This window comes from Chryseobacterium sp. ISL-6, from assembly GCF_018613715.1.
Taxonomy (GTDB): Bacteria; Bacteroidota; Bacteroidia; order Flavobacteriales; family Weeksellaceae; genus Chryseobacterium; species Chryseobacterium paludis.
Window position 1 is genome coordinate 278,885 of the sequence record NZ_JAGGPT010000007.1, and the last position, 17,269, is coordinate 296,153.

Annotated in this window: 9 protein-coding genes and 1 pseudogene; 3 read left to right on the plus strand and 7 right to left on the minus strand. The window is 36.4% G+C overall.

Annotated features, from left to right (window positions below; translation table 11 throughout):
• Positions 1 to 209 precede the first annotated feature (209 nt).
• Positions 210 to 956 (minus strand): annotated as a pseudogene (locus J7E44_RS24300) (RCC1 domain-containing protein); the annotation flags it as partial.
• 3 nt (positions 957 to 959) lie between these two features.
• Positions 960 to 1,196 (minus strand): hypothetical protein, encoded by a 237-nt coding sequence (locus J7E44_RS16965; protein WP_214831598.1) that lies wholly within the window; start codon positions 1,194 to 1,196, stop codon positions 960 to 962.
• Positions 1,197 to 2,181: 985 nt separating this feature from the next.
• On the opposite strand from J7E44_RS16965, the gene J7E44_RS16970 reads away from it, so the two are divergent.
• A complete protein-coding gene (locus J7E44_RS16970; protein WP_214831599.1) occupies positions 2,182 to 2,862 on the plus strand; it encodes a hypothetical protein in 681 nt (226 codons plus the stop codon).
• Positions 2,863 to 2,933: 71 nt separating this feature from the next.
• Here J7E44_RS16970 and J7E44_RS16975 read toward each other — a convergent pair whose 3' ends face one another.
• From J7E44_RS16975 to J7E44_RS16985, 3 genes are all read right to left on the minus strand, one after another.
• Positions 2,934 to 3,413, minus strand: a complete 480-nt coding sequence (locus tag J7E44_RS16975) for a hypothetical protein (protein ID WP_214831600.1) — start codon at positions 3,411 to 3,413, stop codon at positions 2,934 to 2,936.
• Between the two features lie 153 nt (positions 3,414 to 3,566).
• Positions 3,567 to 4,427 carry a DUF4240 domain-containing protein gene (locus J7E44_RS16980; RefSeq protein ID WP_214831601.1) on the minus strand — a complete coding sequence of 287 codons (861 nt, stop codon included), beginning with the start codon at positions 4,425 to 4,427 and terminating at the stop codon, positions 3,567 to 3,569.
• Between the two features lie 133 nt (positions 4,428 to 4,560).
• On the minus strand, positions 4,561 to 4,917 hold the full coding sequence (locus J7E44_RS16985) for a hypothetical protein (RefSeq protein ID WP_214831602.1): 357 nt from the start codon (positions 4,915 to 4,917) through the stop codon (positions 4,561 to 4,563).
• A gap of 523 nt (positions 4,918 to 5,440) precedes the next feature.
• Here J7E44_RS16985 and J7E44_RS16990 point away from each other — a divergent pair.
• Entirely contained in the window at positions 5,441 to 6,250 is an 810-nt protein-coding gene (locus tag J7E44_RS16990; protein WP_214831603.1) for a UbiA prenyltransferase family protein, read from the plus strand.
• A 19-nt stretch (positions 6,251 to 6,269) separates the two neighbouring features.
• On the opposite strand, the gene J7E44_RS16995 is transcribed toward J7E44_RS16990, so the two are convergent.
• Together J7E44_RS16995 and J7E44_RS17000 are read right to left on the minus strand one after the other, a co-directional pair.
• The gene (locus J7E44_RS16995; RefSeq protein WP_214831604.1) at positions 6,270 to 7,778 is read right to left on the minus strand and encodes an amidohydrolase family protein; all 1,509 of its coding nucleotides are present in this window, start codon (positions 7,776 to 7,778) and stop codon (positions 6,270 to 6,272) included.
• A gap of 260 nt (positions 7,779 to 8,038) precedes the next feature.
• A complete protein-coding gene (locus tag J7E44_RS17000) occupies positions 8,039 to 9,373 on the minus strand; it encodes a retropepsin-like aspartic protease (RefSeq protein ID WP_214831605.1) in 1,335 nt (444 codons plus the stop codon).
• A gap of 861 nt (positions 9,374 to 10,234) precedes the next feature.
• Here J7E44_RS17000 and J7E44_RS17005 point away from each other — a divergent pair.
• Positions 10,235 to 17,269: a type I polyketide synthase gene (locus tag J7E44_RS17005; RefSeq protein WP_214831606.1), complete on the plus strand. Its 7,035-nt coding sequence runs from the start codon at positions 10,235 to 10,237 to the stop codon at positions 17,267 to 17,269.

Sequence of the window (17,269 nt, forward strand, 5' to 3'; positions counted from 1 at the left end):
GTCCAGCCAATAGTGGCTGTTGAAGAAGTAATATTGATTGTTGAAAATTGTGTTGGAGGAATACAAACTTCAGGACAGGCAATAGGAATAAATATATTTTTGTCATTATTCACAGTATTAGTATTAGAAGTTCCATCACCCAGCTGACCGGAATTATTTCTTCCACAAACTTTTAAAGAACCGTCAATGCCTTTTACAAGAACATGATTTTGTCCGGCATAAATCTCCAGGTTGTCTGAAGATATACCAACTTGTGTAGGAGATGTTGTATTTACTGATCCATCTGTACCATTACCCAACTGCCCATAATAATTATAGCCCCATGACCAAAGTGTTCCGTCTGTTCTCGTTGCAAATGTAAAACCATTTTCAGCAGCTACATTTAGCCAATTGGTTTCTGTTCCGATTTGAATAGGAGCCGTTTTTTTAATAGTCGTTCCATCACCCAGTTGTCCATACGTATTCGAACCCCATGTCCATAGTGTCCCATCTGCTCTTATTCCTACAGAATACCCATATGAGGCATCAATACTTTTCCAGTTCGTGTCTGATCCGATTTGTATCGGAGCTTTTTTTGAAATGGTAGTTCCATCTCCTAATTGTCCGTTAAAATTGTATCCCCATGCCCATAGCGTCCCATCTGTTCTAATTCCTAAGGCATATCTATTTCCGGCATTAATGCTTTGCCAATCGGTAGCTGCGCCGATTTGTATTGGAATCTTTTTTGAAATGACAGTTCCATCTCCAAGCTGTCCGTAATCGTTACGCCCCCACGCCCATAATGTTCCATCCGTTTTGATTCCTACCGTAAAATCATCTCCTACACTTACACTTTTCCAATTCGCAGTTGTTCCGATTTGTATTGGAATTTTTTTTGAAATGGTAGTTCCATCTCCCAGTTGTCCATATTCGTTGCGTCCCCAGGCCCACAATGTTCCATCTGTTTTAATGGCAAAAGTCTAGTTACCGCCGGCACTGATCATTTTCCAATCGGTTACCGTTCCTATTCGGGTTGGGGCATTTCTGCCATTCACATTTAGGTCAGCCAGTTGCCCGGAGAAATTAGCTCCCCAACCCCACAATGACCCGTCTGTCTTTATTCCTACCGAATGCTCAGTTCCTGCACTCAGACTTTGCCAGCATTGAGCAAAAGAATGTAAACTGATGAATACAAATAATAAAAGTATTTTTCTCATATTTTAATTTTATAGTATTTTTTCCTACTCGTATAGCTTTTCGGTTCCGCTTTGTTTTAGTCGCTTCTGAACTTCATCCCATAGGTCAACTGAACACAAAAATTTTAGGAAACAAATGAATTCTTACGAAGACATGATTTTTAAATCCTCAAATAGGTTTTGATTTTGAAAGTCCTCCGTAGATTAAATAGCATCATTAGTGACACCACATGAAACTTTCCAAACTTCAATACAAGAATTTCTCACCCCCAGATCGAAAGCGAAGTATCGGAATACCCTAATATTATATATTCTTTATATCTGATTTACAGGAATAATCAAATAAACCTATGTGTTCTATATGACTTATAGCGTTAAAGAAATTGTGATAACTTAGTATTGTTTTTAAATGGTTGGAAACAATAAGTTTTGACGCATTCGGATGAATAGGTACAACGTAGTTTTGTTCATTTTCATGATGTAATTAGTTTTCGGGTTAGTTTTAGTTTTTTAGAGCAAACAACATAATCTGTTATAAGAACTTTATGCTGTTGATTACAAAAATATATTTTTATTACGGATCATCAAAGCTAAAAAAACAAAAAGCAACCCATACTTACCTCATCCCTCCATACTACATTTTGATATCATTTATTTCCGTATCTTGTCTATACGTTTTTACAAAAAAAACATTTTAAAACTAAATACCTTATTTTATGAAAAACTTAAAAAACCTATCCCAAAAGCTCACCAAAGGAGAATTGAAGAAAATTTTTGGCGGCGATGGTCCTGAATTATCTCTTCCGATGTGTACACCAAGACAATGCGAGATTTTTTATACCCGATGTGACCGTGTTAGCAGCTGTCCTCCACTCTACCCTGATCCAATTTAAATAAAATACGGCTCAAAGGAGAAATACATTGCCCGCAAAATAATAGATCTAATTTGTGGGCATTTTTATAAGACAAACTGGAAGCAATTGTTTACTCCCAACACCCGAACCCTATGAAAATAAAACTTAGCTATCTACTTATTTTACTATATAGTCTTGTAAGTTGTCAGGAAAAATCAATCATCAATGACCTGAAATTCTCTAACTATTCAGGACATCCCAAAAAAATTACAGAGGTCATTACTTTTTCAAACCAAAATATAAATGAGAATATCTCTTATTTTGACAAAGAGGGTTTCCTTACAAAAGTTGAATACTATAATGTGATCAAAAGTGGATCTTCTCATGATCGATTGATCAATGAAATTACTACCTACAATTCAAAAGACAAAGCAAAACGCTATTTTGAAGTCATTAATCCTGAAACTAAGAAAATAGTAACTAACGGTTATTTTGAGAAAATATCGGATTCATTATATAAGAGAGTTTCAAATGCTACTGATCACAATATATCACTTCACAAACTATTTTATTTTGACAGAAATAACCGCCTCATAAAAACAGAAGAAACCGGGAATTTTTATGAAACCCCAATTAACAGCATCATTTTATATACCTATACCAATACCCTAAAAAATGAAATCCTTTTTGAGAATTTAACCAATCACAAAAAGTCTAAGCATATTTATAAAAATGTAAAGCTTGATCCAAATGCCAATTCTGTGTATGAAGAATTAGTGGATGATCATGGAATTCTACAACAAAAAACAGAAAGAAAATTTGAATATTATTAATTGAAAAAATTTCTATTAAGCGTAGTTTAAGCAAGCTTCAATCTCCCTGCTCAATCGAAAAGTTTAAAAATTTATTTCACAAGAGAATATATTAATACTCCAATACCGGCATAAGCAGCAACGGTAATAATATCAGCAATAGGCTGCGAAAAGCGTTTTTCAGCAATTCTCTCGCCATTGATCTGGTTCTTATGGAATTTCAGAACTTTTTTAGAATTACGAACCGGATGCGCCACCAGGCTGTCGCTTTCCCACTTGTCAACGATGACTTTATAAGACCTGCCATCAACATCAATTTTAACATTTTTACCCGGAGTCAATTTCCCCTGAATATCAACCGGGAAAGGCGTTTGCTGTAAATCCGCACCTTGAGATTTAGTGGCTGTATTTTTTGTTTGCGGAGAATTGGTGTCAGCAGGAGCTGCACGCTCATTAGATTCTTTCTTATTGCCCTTCTTATCCATTGCTGGATCGGCTGGTTTTTTAACCTGGTAAGTATAGCAACTTACAAGAGAAAATAATATAATGATGAGATAAAGATTCTTTCGCATTAGCCAAATTTAAGAAATAAACGGAAAATTCAGTATTTTCTTTTAAAAATTCTGAATTTAAAAATGTATTCCTGCTTAAAAAAGCAATTGGTATTGATTAAGATTTTAAGAATCAGTATTAAAATGCAGTGTTACCGAATAATGATATTCTCCCTAAACACTTCGCAGTTCAGCAATTTCTTTTACTAATTTCGGGTACATAGACTGTAGATCAGCTCCACCTTTTGGTTCACGGTTCATCTGCCGCTCCGGGCTATCATAATGATTCTCCGGATACAGTTCGTCAACAGTATCTCTTATTTCTGATTCATCTTCATTATCATGATTTTCTGAATAGGCATCATCAGAGACATACAGAAGTCCTTCTGCCCAGCAGTCGGCAATGTTAAAGCTGTATTTTCCATTGACCAATGACTGAATATCTTTTTCAATATCTTCAAAAAATTCTTTTCCTTTCAACAACAGCCAGCATCGGAAGTAAATAAACCCATCATCAGAAAGGGAATCGTTAAACACATAAACCCCATTCTCCAGCTTAAATCCACATTCAAGAATAATAGAAAGTTCAGCAATTTCTGCCGTATAAAGGTTACTCAGTTTCTCCCGAAGTGTTTTTTCAAAAAGAATAAGTCTTTCTTTTCCAAATTTAGAAAGGTAGGCGGTTAAATTTTCCAAATGTTCATCCACATCATATTCGCTCCAATGGGCTTTTCTCTGTTTATTGGATTTTTCAATGGCTTCCCAGAAATAAATATCAGCTCTTTCATTCTCTGAAAGTTCTTTTTTCTGTGGAACTTCGTCATGTTCCAGAATTTCAATATATCCTTTCTTTATCTTTTGATTGATCAGCTTTTCAGACTCGTGAGTACATTCTTTTTCATCAGCAAATTCTTTGATTGTTTCCCTGCCTTTTGTTCCGGTTTTGCCAAATATTATTTTTTGAGTAGTTCCCTGGTAATCTATATTCCAAAATTTATCTGATAGCTCATTTTGATTGATCAAGTGCCTTTTCATAAAGTAAAAAAATGTGATGGATTTTTAATGGAATTAAAACTACAAAAAAATAAAGAACCGATGTGCTATTTCCTCTACAAATTCCTTTCTGGCAGCCATTACCTGAAAATCTTTAAGTTATATTATAGTCACTTTAATACTCTTCCCACTCCCCATTTTGAGGATCATATTTCTGATATTCACCCGTATCTGTAAATTCTGAGGCGGTCATCCCCACTTCAAAAATATTTTCTTCATTAAAATCTGTTGAAAAATACAGTGCTTCATCGGTTAGCAGCGCTTGCCCATATTCAGGATGTTCGAAATGAAATCCATATTTGCTTTTTTCATGTAAAACATAGTTATACTTTGCAAGACGTGCTTTTAATTCTTCAATCTGAGGTGCCGTAAACGGCTCAAGATTCTTCTCATCATCGAAAAAACTTTCGTCGTTGAGTTTCTGCTCTCTTTCTTTGGTCTCTTTTCTAAATAAATGGATGTCGTAGCTCATATCTTTTTTATGCTTTAAAAATACAGTTAGTCTATGGTTTTTTCTATGTTTTGATGTTAAATTTATAAAAATAAGTAGCCAACAGAGTAAAACCTCCACCATAAAAATAGGTAAGAATGGTTGCCAATACTTATTTTGTCTGTCAATTTTACACCATCTTTGACCGGAGTTATCAAGCATGCTTTAAAACTGCCTGCCCCACCCATTATTATGCTTGCACCAGCCAATAAAAATAATTAATTTCAATCCTCAGATAACAGGAGATGGTTAACAATACAACACCCTGTTAATTAGTACTTTAAATCACACAAAGAATAAAATAAAATTAATAATTAAAATAAACGAGGCAAACATAGCGAATAATCTGTTTCAACAACCAACGGAACGATCACTATAAGAATTAGATATGCTCAGGGAACATCAGCAAAAAACAGGGTTCAGGCACTTACTGGAATTTATATTCTACAGTAATTTTTTTTATGGCATTTGTACAGCCGCCACTACCCTTGAAACCACTTTCCTTATGAAAATCCCTTTTCAAGGGATAATGCTATACATACTAACGTTTATCAGTACCATTATTTTCTATAATTATCCATACGCCAGAAGTCATTCACCTACCTCCAAAAATCCGCGTACCCGGTGGTATTCTGCTCATCATAAAATGATCTCAAAAATCCAGATTGGCCTTAATATCTGTCTATTAGGGATAATGGTGTGGATGGCAATCGTTTACTTTAATGAAATAAAAGCAATGACAGGTATACAGTGGATCCTGTTATTGATCTTCCCTATCGTAGCGGCCATGTATTACGGAAAAAATATTGCCACGCGTGCCTACAACCTTCGAAGAGCGGGATTGGTAAAGCCTTTCATCATTGGCTTTGTCTGGGCTGGCTTAACGACCATATATCCGTTATTATATTCTAATGTCATTCATTCATTCGAACAGAATTTCACCTTACTTCTGCTTATCCTGTTTCTGAAGAATTTCATGTTTATTTCATTGCTGGCAATTATGTTTGATGTAAAAGATTATGCGGATGATACCACAAATCAGTTAAACACTTTTGTTGTAAAATATGGTTTAAGAAATACACTTTTAAACATCATAATTCCATTGATCATTTTAGGTATCCTTACCTTCATATCCTATGCCTTAATGAGTAAATTCAGTATTCCTAAAATGATATTTATCCTCATTCCTTTTTTACTTCTGGTGGCGGTAACGCTGTCATTAAAAAAAAGGCGGCCTCTTATGTATTACCTGGTTGTTATTGACGGACTGATATTTGTAAAAGCCCTTTTTGGTATTTTAGCTGCCATCTCATAAAATTTCATGAGGCAATTTATCAGTTTAGTTTCACGTTCATTTTTTGAATAAAACCATCCCATTGCTTATTCAGGTACACCAATGATTCCTTTTTCTCATTTTCATCCAGAGACGAATAATTAATCGAATTAAAAACCAGTTTTTTCAATGCTTTTACATCAAGCTCCCAGGAAACAAAAGCGACCCAGAAATCATAATTAAGACCTTCATATCCGTAAACACTCGGATCATCACTATTAATGGAGCACTGTACTCCATTGCTTAACAAAACCCTTGCAGGATGATTCCGCAGGTCACTGACATATCCTAAAATCTGGTTACTGATCGGACTTACCTCAACCAGTTTATTTTGTTTTCTGATCAACTCCATTGTTTTTGGAAAATAAATAAGATTGAGGCCATGCCCAATCCTTGGGTTATCCAATGATGAAATATCCAGTATATTTTTATTAAAGACAGAGGTACTTTCTCCTGCATGAAGAAAAAGAGGCATCTTCACTCCATACTTTTTGCTGAGTTCATTCAGTTTCATCCAATCTTCCCGGAAAGAATAGATGCTATTTCCTGCCGCCTCATCTGCAACAAGATCAAAGCCTGAAATAACATTCGGAAACTCCTTTTTAAGTTCAAAGGCTGTTTCAAGTTGTTTTTCAATACTTTTCGGATCTAAAAATTTAAAACTGGAATAAATTAATTTCAAACTGAACTGCGGGTATGATTTCTGTATTTCTTTAACAACCTCCTGCAGATCGGTAACCGACGTTTTCAATGGATACTTTCCATGTTTAAAATCATAAAGCTCATCAAAGATAAACCTGATTTCCAGGTGTTGCACATTATTTGCCACTAAATCCAGAAACCCTTTTTTATAATATTCCTTAAAAAAAGGACGATAAGGCAACAACAGGCTAATACGTTTAAAACGTTTCTCAAATTCAATCCAGTAATCGGTATAAGTACACAGTGATTCCCGCTTCAGGATGAGAAGGTCTGCCAGTTTTTTTTCAAAATCAGGATCTGAAGTCAGTTTTTTATCAAGACCAATAAATCCTTTCGGAACTTTCCCTTCATCAAAAAATGCCAGCTGTCCGAAAATAAACTGGTCATTATCTGCCTGATCATAAACATAAGATTCTTTATACTTTCTTGCTGCAGCAATCACCCATTTCACATCGGTTATTCCGCCACTATGGGTATGCAGCAACCCTCCTTTCGGCATAGATTGAATGATCTCAAATAATTTACTGCCCTCTATCAATGGTTTTATTTCATTAAAAGAACTATTAAATAAAGGTATTTTCTGTTTGTCTGTTTCCGTAAGAAATTCCTTTCGTAACTGAAATAATTTTTTGTCCAATGCGATCTCAGCATCAGACAGTTTTATATCAGCATCAAAAGCCAATGCTTGATTTTCCTGTTCCAATAACATCCAGTTCTGTTGATAAGTGGATTTTTCAGCCACTTTATTTTGGCATCCAAACAATGGAAATCCAAAAAGTAAAATATAAGTAAGATACCTTCTCTTCATAATATTGAGGTTTGCTTTGCACACTTGATTATGCAATAAGAATCTTTTGAAAAAAATAAAGGTTTAAATAAAATGATCTCCAAAAATATAATTAATTTTTTGAGTAAAACAAAATTGAACCTAACCATATAACAGAAAAAATTACTACAATACCTTTTGCATTGGCTAAAAGCTTTACACCATTTAAATGAAAATGGCGTTATTTTACATCATTGATTATTATTTTAATTGAATATATTCTAAAAGGAAAATAATAATTTTTAATCAAATTTAATAAACATCTGATCAAAATTCAAGGTCATTTTATTGAATTGACGGATCACATCCTGACCAATATTTCCGTAGACCGTCTCTTTATTAATCTTGTTTTTTAATAAATTTATATTTTTAAGCGGGATCTGTTTTCCTAATATATGAAAGGTATGGTTTACTTTAAATCCATCATATTCGGCTTTTCCGCCTGCACCGCCCATACTGATCTTAACGCCTTTGTATTCCTTATCTATATTTTTTTTATTCTCTTTATAAAAAGGTGCATATAACATCGTCTGATCAGCACCGGTATCAAAAGTAAAATGTCTGCCATCAATAAAAATAAGTGGAGTCAGACCGTCAATTGCCATATTCGCCGGTGTATTTATTTTTGTTTCTTTTTCCGGTACAATAAAATAATCATTTTGCGTCAGCTGCACTTCATTTAAAGCTTCAATAACGGGAAACCCAAGGATACCATTGATCTGATAATTTATCTGTGGAAAGCTGAGCGCCGTGTCTGCAAATACTAAAAATACAGCATTTTCTATTGTGATATTTCCAAGAACCAGTTTTTTACATATGACAAGATCTGCTTTAACAGAAATACCGGTAATCGCATCTACATCAATATCAGCGGGAATAATTTTCATTTTTAAACGCCTGGCAGCGGATGCTGAAATTGTGGAAATATTAGCTCCTGTATCAAAAATAAAATTCATGGTTTCTTCACCGGTACTTATTTTAAGATTCTTTAAGTTCGCAATATCCTTTTCCATCTTTATGCGGGTATCTCCATTAAAAGTAACCTGTTGTCTGGGTTCATTTTCAAGAGCAGTCCATATTTTCAGGTTGTTTTTAAAGTCACTTTTTTCATCTTCTGTAAGGAGATCGTTATATTGATTAATGGCTACCTCAATAGCCTTTTTGGCTCCTTTATAATCATATTGCTTCATGCAGTTATCCTCTTTAATACGCCAGATCTTAAGCATAAGTGAATCAGGAAGTCTGGTTTTTGAAGATTCAAGTTTTAAAATCTTCTGATTAGATTCTTCAGGTTTGTTAAAAGCATTATAAAGCACTGCTTCGGTAAAATACTGGTATTCTACAGGCAGATCTTTCTTGTTTTTTTCAAAAAGTTCATGAACTATAAAAAAATTCTTTTGATCTATCTTTTTATATAAGATATCAAACTTTGAAACAGGGGTCTGGCAAAAACTAATAATAGATATGAACAACATGGCAGCCAACATGGTCTTACCTATTATTCCAATCATCCAAAATGAGTTTATTTTTAATAATCTTCCAATATTCTTTTTAATCTTAGTTTCGGAATTCTTCATACTGCTATTATTAGTTATTTGAATTTTAAACAATTTCAAGCCACTAATTTATCAAATTCCGCCATGCTAAACGATAGATACTATTTAAAATCCGGTATATTATAATGATGTTTTTAGTGAAGTTAATTCTTGTTCATTTTTAAACGGTAAGCAGTCTTAAAATTGATTAAATGCATAAAAGTAAAGACAGCAATTACCTAATATTAAAAGTGTTAAAAGAATAACTACACCAACCTCTGTACTCCTGTTGTAATATTATCTTTTTGTAATATTAAAAAACATTTCTCCAGGCATTGAAATATCTTATTTTTATTCATATATTTGCGTAACATTACTAAATAATTATAAAAATTTATAATTATTTTCATACAGATTGTACCGGTTTATTTCGAAGAATAAAAATATAAACTACAGATTATTAACAGTATTAGGTCGATTTAAAGTTCTCTTATTAATAAATTATTACTAAATCACCTTTATCGTTAAAAATATCACATAATTTATTTATTTTTATTCCTCCAAAATAAGCAATCGCTCATTATGCCTTATGGTCTAGCGTTTTGCTATGGAATTTTTCAGCTATCATTTCAACACCATAAACACTATGAAAAACTTAACCATTATTGGCGCAAAGCCTTTTGAAAAGCCGGATATCGACCTTAAATCTAATAACCTAAGGGTTACTGGAATCCACACAATTAATCGATTCGAAATTAAAGAATAATTATTAAATAACGTTTATTGTTAAATATATAACATAAATTTACTACTTTTATTCCTTCATAACAAACAATCGCACTTTATAACTAAATGTTTAGCGTTTTGTTATGAAACATTCTATCATTTCAAACCATAAATGCCATGAAAAACTTTACTATTATTGGGATAACGCCTTTTGAAAAACCGGATGTGAATCTTATCCTGAAACTACATCAGGCGGGTGCATTTCCTATCCTAAGCTTAGGACATGAGTTAACGATTGCTCAGCAAGCATTAAATCAACTCGACCATACAGATGTATCTTCTTATGGTATCTCCGCCACTGATGACAAATTTATGTCGCTTCAAATTCCAGAGAAAGTAAGCTTTGTGATACTTCCTTTCAGCCTATCAATTAATTACGCATTGGATTTACCGGTTATTTACCAGGTAAACAGTTTGGAAGAAGCCAGACAGGCTGAACAATCAGGAGCAAAAGGTATCATCGTAAAAGGGAATGAAGCTGGTGGACTTGTTGGTTATGAATCAACATTTGTATTATTTCAGCGTGTTATCAAAGAAATCAATACTATACCAGTATGGGCACAGGGAGGAATAGGACTCCACACTTCTGCGGCAGTAAAAGCATTAGGAGCAACCGGTGTCATATTGGATAGTCAGCTTGCTCTTTTTCCAGAAAGTTCCGTTCCTCAGGATGTAAAAGACCTATGCTCAAAACTAAATGGAACCGAAACAAAAATTATAGCTAATCATCGGGTGTTGGTGAGGCCAAATTCACCCGCTTTACCGGAAGATATCGGTGCCACGGATCTTAAGCAATACTTTACTGACCTTGATATCAGTAAGAGCTATATTCCCATGGGACAGGATATTTCTTTAGCCATAGATCTGTATGAAGATTTCAAAAGTCTCAAAAAGATGATCTTTGGATTTAAAGAAGCCATGTACGGGCATCTGAAACAGGCAAAAGCACTCCAGGTCATTAATGAGGATAATATGCTGGCCAGAGAACTTGGTTTAAGATATCCCATTGCACAAGGGCCAATGACCCGTGTCAGTGATGTCCCTTCATTTGCCAATGCTGTAGCCGAAGCAGGAGGTTTGCCTTTTGTGGCCCTGTCTTTACTTAAAGGTGAACAAGCAAAAGCATTGGTAATTGAAACTAAAAAACTTGCCGGTGAAAAAACATGGGGTGTTGGTATTTTAGGATTTGCACCTCAGGCACTGAGAGATGAACAGACCTCCTATATCCTTGAAGCCAGACCTCCCGTAGTTCTTATCGCAGGCGGAAGACCTGCTCAGGCTAAGATATTTGAAAAAGCAGGAATAAGTACTTTCCTGCATGTTCCTTCCCCTGCATTATTGGATATTTTCCTGAAAGAAGGAGCTAAGAAATTCATATTTGAAGGACGTGAATGTGGTGGCCATGTAGGTCCACTTTCAAGCATGGTCCTTTGGGAAAAACAGATTGAAAGAATTTTAAAAGAAGATCATCCTGAAAATATCAGTGTATTTTTTGCAGGAGGAATCCATAACGCATTCTCAACAGCATTTGTTTCTATCATGGCGGCTCCGTTAGCAGCCAGAGGTGTAAAAGTGGGTGTACTCATGGGAACTGCTTATCTCTATACTGAAGAAGCGGTAATCACCGGAGCCATCCAGGAGGAATTTCAATTGCAGGCTATGCAGGCAAAAGACACCGTCCTGTTGGAAACAGCTCCTGGACATGAAACACGTTGCTTAAACACAGCATTTTCACAACATTTCAATAGCGAGAAGACTAAACTTCTGGCTGCGGGAATGGATAAAAAAGAAGTCTGGGAACAACTTGAAAAACTAAATGTTGGTCGTCTGCGAATTGCTGCCAAAGGGATAGATCGTCAGGGTGACCAACTGGTCAACATACCTAAAAATGAACAGCTAGACCTGGGAATGTATATGATCGGACAAATTGCAACCATGCATGACCATGTGATCTCTCTTGCAGAGCTTCATAAGGATGTTGGTATTGATAATCACAAATACATTCAGCAAGCAACATTACCAGAAGAGCCTGCGTCCAATGAAAAATCACTGGATATCGCTATTGTAGGGATGGAATGTATTTTCCCAGGTGCAAAAAATTTACAGGAATACTGGCGTAATATCATTCTAGGAAAAGACAGCGTAACAGAAGTACCGGATGAGCGATGGAATAAAGATATTTATTATCACCCGGACTCTGACGGACCCGATGTATCCCATTCTAAATGGGGTGGCTTTATTCCGAAAATAGATTTTGATCCCCTCGCATTTGGAATTCCACCACAATCTCTTGCAGCCATTGAACCTACACAATTATTAACCTTACTGGTTGCTAAACGTGCCATGGAAGATGCCGGATATGGAGAAAAACACGTCAACAGAGAAAACATCTCTGTGATCATTGGAGCTGAAGGTGGTAATGACCTGGCAAATAGTTATAGTTTCAGAGGATATTATAAGCAGGTTTTCGGAGAACTTCATGATGAAGTAAAAGAGGCATTTCCACACACTACAGAGGATTCTTTCCCTGGTATTTTAGCTAATGTCATCGCAGGTCGGATTACGAACAGACTGGATCTTGGAGGCAGGAACTTTACCGTAGATGCTGCGTGTGCTTCGTCTTTGGCTGCTATTGATCTGGCATGTCAGGAACTTATATTAGGCAAATCCGATATGGTACTTGCCGGTGGAGCTGATCTACATAACGGGATCAATGATTACCTTATGTTTTCAAGTACACATGCTCTTTCCCGAAAAGGAAGATGTGCAACATTTGACAGTGATGCCGATGGTATTGCTTTGGGAGAAGGGATAGCCATACTAGTATTAAAAAGATATGAAGATGCTGTACATGATGGTGACCGTATTTATTCGGTTATCAAAGGTGTAGGCGGATCAAGTGATGGAAAGGCTTTAGGTCTTACTGCGCCTAGAAAAATAGGCCAGGTAAGAGCTTTGGAACGTGCATATGCCCAAGCAGGTATCAGTCCTGCATCAGTTGGACTTGTTGAGGCTCATGGTACAGGAACTGTAGTTGGAGACAAAACAGAACTTAGTGCACTTACCAATTTATTTAGTCGTTCAGGGGCTTTACCCGGTCAGACTCATTTAGGTTCTGTAAAAACGCAGATCGGGCATACCAAATGTGCAGCAGGATTAGCAGGATTGATCAAAGCTTCTTTAGCAGTATACCATGGTATAAAACCTCCTACCCTTCATCTTCAACAGCCTAACGCTTACTATAATGCTCAAACCAGTCCTTTTGCGTTTTATGCCGAAAGTGGACTTTGGAGCGAGAAGAACCGTTATGCCGGAATCAGTGCTTTTGGATTCGGAGGAACTAATTTCCATACCGTTATTGCAAATCACCCTAAACAAGATAATTCTGTAGCATTACAGTCATGGCCTTCTGAGCTATTTGTGTTCCGCGGAGATACTTATGAAGAGGCCAAAAACCAATTGGGACAGATCAAATCTTTATTAGAAATAAATGATGACATCTCTTTAAAAGATATCGCCTACAGCTTAACCGTAGGCTCAGAAAAACCAATACAGTTAAGTATTGTTGCTGATACAGCCGAAGACCTGATGATGAAAATCGAATTGGTTTTATTCGGTATTGAAACCAAAGACACCTTTATTGTAAATAAAAGAGCAGGTAAAGTGGCCTTTTTATTTCCTGGCCAGGGTAGTCAGCGAATCAATATGGCCCGCGATCTGTTTGTGGTTTTTCCAGCTATCCGAAATCTTATAGAAGGCTATCCGGAGCTTGAGAAAGTCGTTTTCCCTTCTACTACTTTTGATGCCGATGCTTTAAAGAAACAAAAGGAGACCATTAAAGATACCCGTTTAGCACAGCCAATTTTGGGAATTGTTGATCTCGCATTAGCCAGACTCCTTGAATCCATGGGTATTGTTCCAGATATGGTGGCAGGACACAGTTATGGTGAATTACCTGCTTTGTGCTTTGCAGGAGTATTTGGAGAAGAAAAATTAGTTGATTTAAGTATCCAGCGGGCCCACTCGATCTTAGATTCTGTAGAAGGCGGAGATCCGGGCACTATGTTAGCCGTAAGCGCTAAACAGGAAGATTTACAACCTATCCTTGAACAAATAGAAGGCTGTTATCCCGTAAATTTCAATACTCCATCTCAATGTGTGGTGGCAGGAAGTACACCGGCAATAGATAAATTAATGGAACTTCTTAGGAAGGAGCGTATTTCTGCAAAAAAATTAGAGGTTGCCTGCGCATTCCACAGTCCGTTACTTGCCAAATCCAAAGACTTATATGATGCTGTATTGAAAGATGTTCCTTTTCAGGAAATGCAAATTCCTGTCTGGTCCAATACTACGGCAGCAGTATACCCAACAGATGCATCCGAAATAAAGGAAAGACTTACCGAACACCTTGTACAACCGGTAAGATTTGTGGAAGAAATCCAGGCAATGTATGACGATGGAGCAAGAATATTCATTGAGGTAGGACCAGGAAAAATACTCACCGGACTGACTCAGTCTTGCCTGGAAAAAGATCAATTGACATTCTATGTCGAGGATAGCAACCGTAATAAACTGACTCACCTGCTTTGTATGTTTGCTCAGTACCTTGGCACTGGCCGTACCTTCAATATTGAAAAGCTTTTTGATGGCCGTAGCGCTAGATTTATTCAAATAGACCAGCCTGAACTTTATAAGAAAAACCCAGCTATCTGGCGTGTAAACGGTCAGGCTGCACAACCAACCACAGGCACACTGCCAGTGAATGGTGCATTACCTATAATAACACCACTTCAAATGAACAACTTTACCAATCAACAAGTACCTGCAGTTGATAATCAGCTTGCTGCTGAACGCATGTTGCAGGAATATTTAAATAGTATGAAATTACTTATACAGGCTCAACGGGATGTGATGCTCTCCTTCTTAGGACAGAATCCACAGATCAATCCTACTCCTGTCTATGCTTCACCTGTACCCAACCTCATCAATGATCGTTTGGTTTCTATTCCGGCTTCCCCGGTCAATACGGAGAAACCTGTTATCATTCAAACAAAACAGGCTCCATCAAAAGATATTAAATCCTTATTACTACAGGTTGTTAGTGATAAAACGGGATATCCTCATGAAATGCTGGGTATGGAAATGGATCTTGAGGCTGACCTGAGTATTGACTCTATTAAAAGGGTTGAGATTATAGGAACCCTGCGAAGTGAACTGAATATCCTTACGATCGATCATGCCAATGAAGATACCGTTATGGAGCAATTAGCGGCGATAAAAACCTTAAGTGGTCTCGTTGCATGGCTTACAGAGTATACAGGAGTAGCAGTTACTGCAGAAAAAAATGGCTCAGAAGAAATCAATGGTTCAAAACCTCAGGATCAATCTTCATTTTCTATCGAAGACCTTCAGAAAGCAATTTTGGATATTGTAAGTGAAAAAACTGGTTATCCGAAAGAGATGCTAGGTTTGGATCTGGACTTAGAAGCTGATTTAAGTATTGATTCTATTAAGCGTATGGAAATTATCGCTGACCTTAAAACCAAGATAGGTTTCGGTCAGAATTTAGAGCAGGCTGATGATCTTATGGAAAAAATGGCTGCTATTAAAACACTTAAGGGGTTGGCAAATTGGATCAGTGAGATCAACAATACCGGCGCTGATAATAATAGTACAACTAACAATCACATTGATGTAAATGTTGATGTTGAAGCTACTCCAACGGTATTATCCCGTCTTCGTTTTGATCTTACTCCAAGTGATATTTCCTTAATACAAAACACTGAAATATTACAAGGAAAACGTTTTGCAATTACCCAAGACAATGGTAACCAAACGCAGGAAATTAAAAACAGACTTGAACAATATGGCGCTATTGCAGAATTAGTGGACATGGAGAAGGATCTTTCAGATTTTGATGGACTGATCATTCTGGATATGTTCTCATCTCCTGTTAAGCATAATATCATTGATCATGTTGATTTGATAAAAAAATTAAATCTCGATAAAGCAAAATGGATTTACCTGATATCAGATATTCCTGCACATCTTGAAGAGTTAACCGATACTCGTGTACTGCGCCATTATCAGGGTTATTCAGGTTTATTTAAAAGCCTGGCGCGTGAGTTTGAACAAACCACCTGCAGACTAATCAGCTTAAGCACTACTCAGAAGATGGATCAGATTGCTGAAATTGCTTTAAAAGAGATATTAGCAGCTGATAAACCGGTTGAAGTTATTTACAAAAATGATCAAAGGCATAAAGTGGATATTATACCTTCACCTTTATCAACAAGTCTGGAAGATGCACACATCCAGTTAGATCAGGAATCAGTTGTCTTAGTACTTGGAGGTGCACAGGGGATCACTTCTGAACTGGCTAAACATATGTCAGAAGCTTATCCATGTACCTATATTCTTGTAGGCAGATCAGCGGATCCAAGAGATGAAGCACCAGATCATAAAGAATTGGAAGTGATGAAAACCAAGGAAGAAATAAGAAGTTATCTTATAAAAACCGGGAAATTCACGTCACCTCCTCAAATAGAAAAAGAAACGGTACGAGTTTTCAAAAATAACCAGATCCTCCATACGATCCGAGATATGGAACGACTTGGAAGCACTGTGGTTTATCAATCTTTAGACCTTTGTGATGAAGATGGGTTAAGTGCCCTTCTCAGCAATATTTATGAAAAATACGGTCACCTGGACGGAGTTATTCATGGGGCAGGTCTTTTGGAAGATAAATTATTTAAGCATAAAACAAGCAGTTCTTTCGGGCGGGTCTTTGACACTAAAGTAAAACCACTTCGAGTACTGGCTGAACAGCTTCGTGAAGATTGCCAGTTTGTTGTTCTGTTCTCAAGTATTGCATCAGTATATGGCAATAAAGGTCAGACCGATTATGCCGCAGCAAATAGTGTATTGGATGATTATGCCAGAGCTCTTGACAAAAGGCTAAAAGGAAAAGTGATCTCCATAAACTGGGGACCTTGGAAGGGAGCAGGTATGGTTTCACCAACCTTAGAAACAGAATATGAACGTCGGGGGATTTCTTTAATTCCTTTGGATCAGGGGAAAGAGACTTTTCTTAATGAGATAAAATACGGAAATGAAAGCCAGGTACTAATCATGTCTGGAAGCAATTGGTAA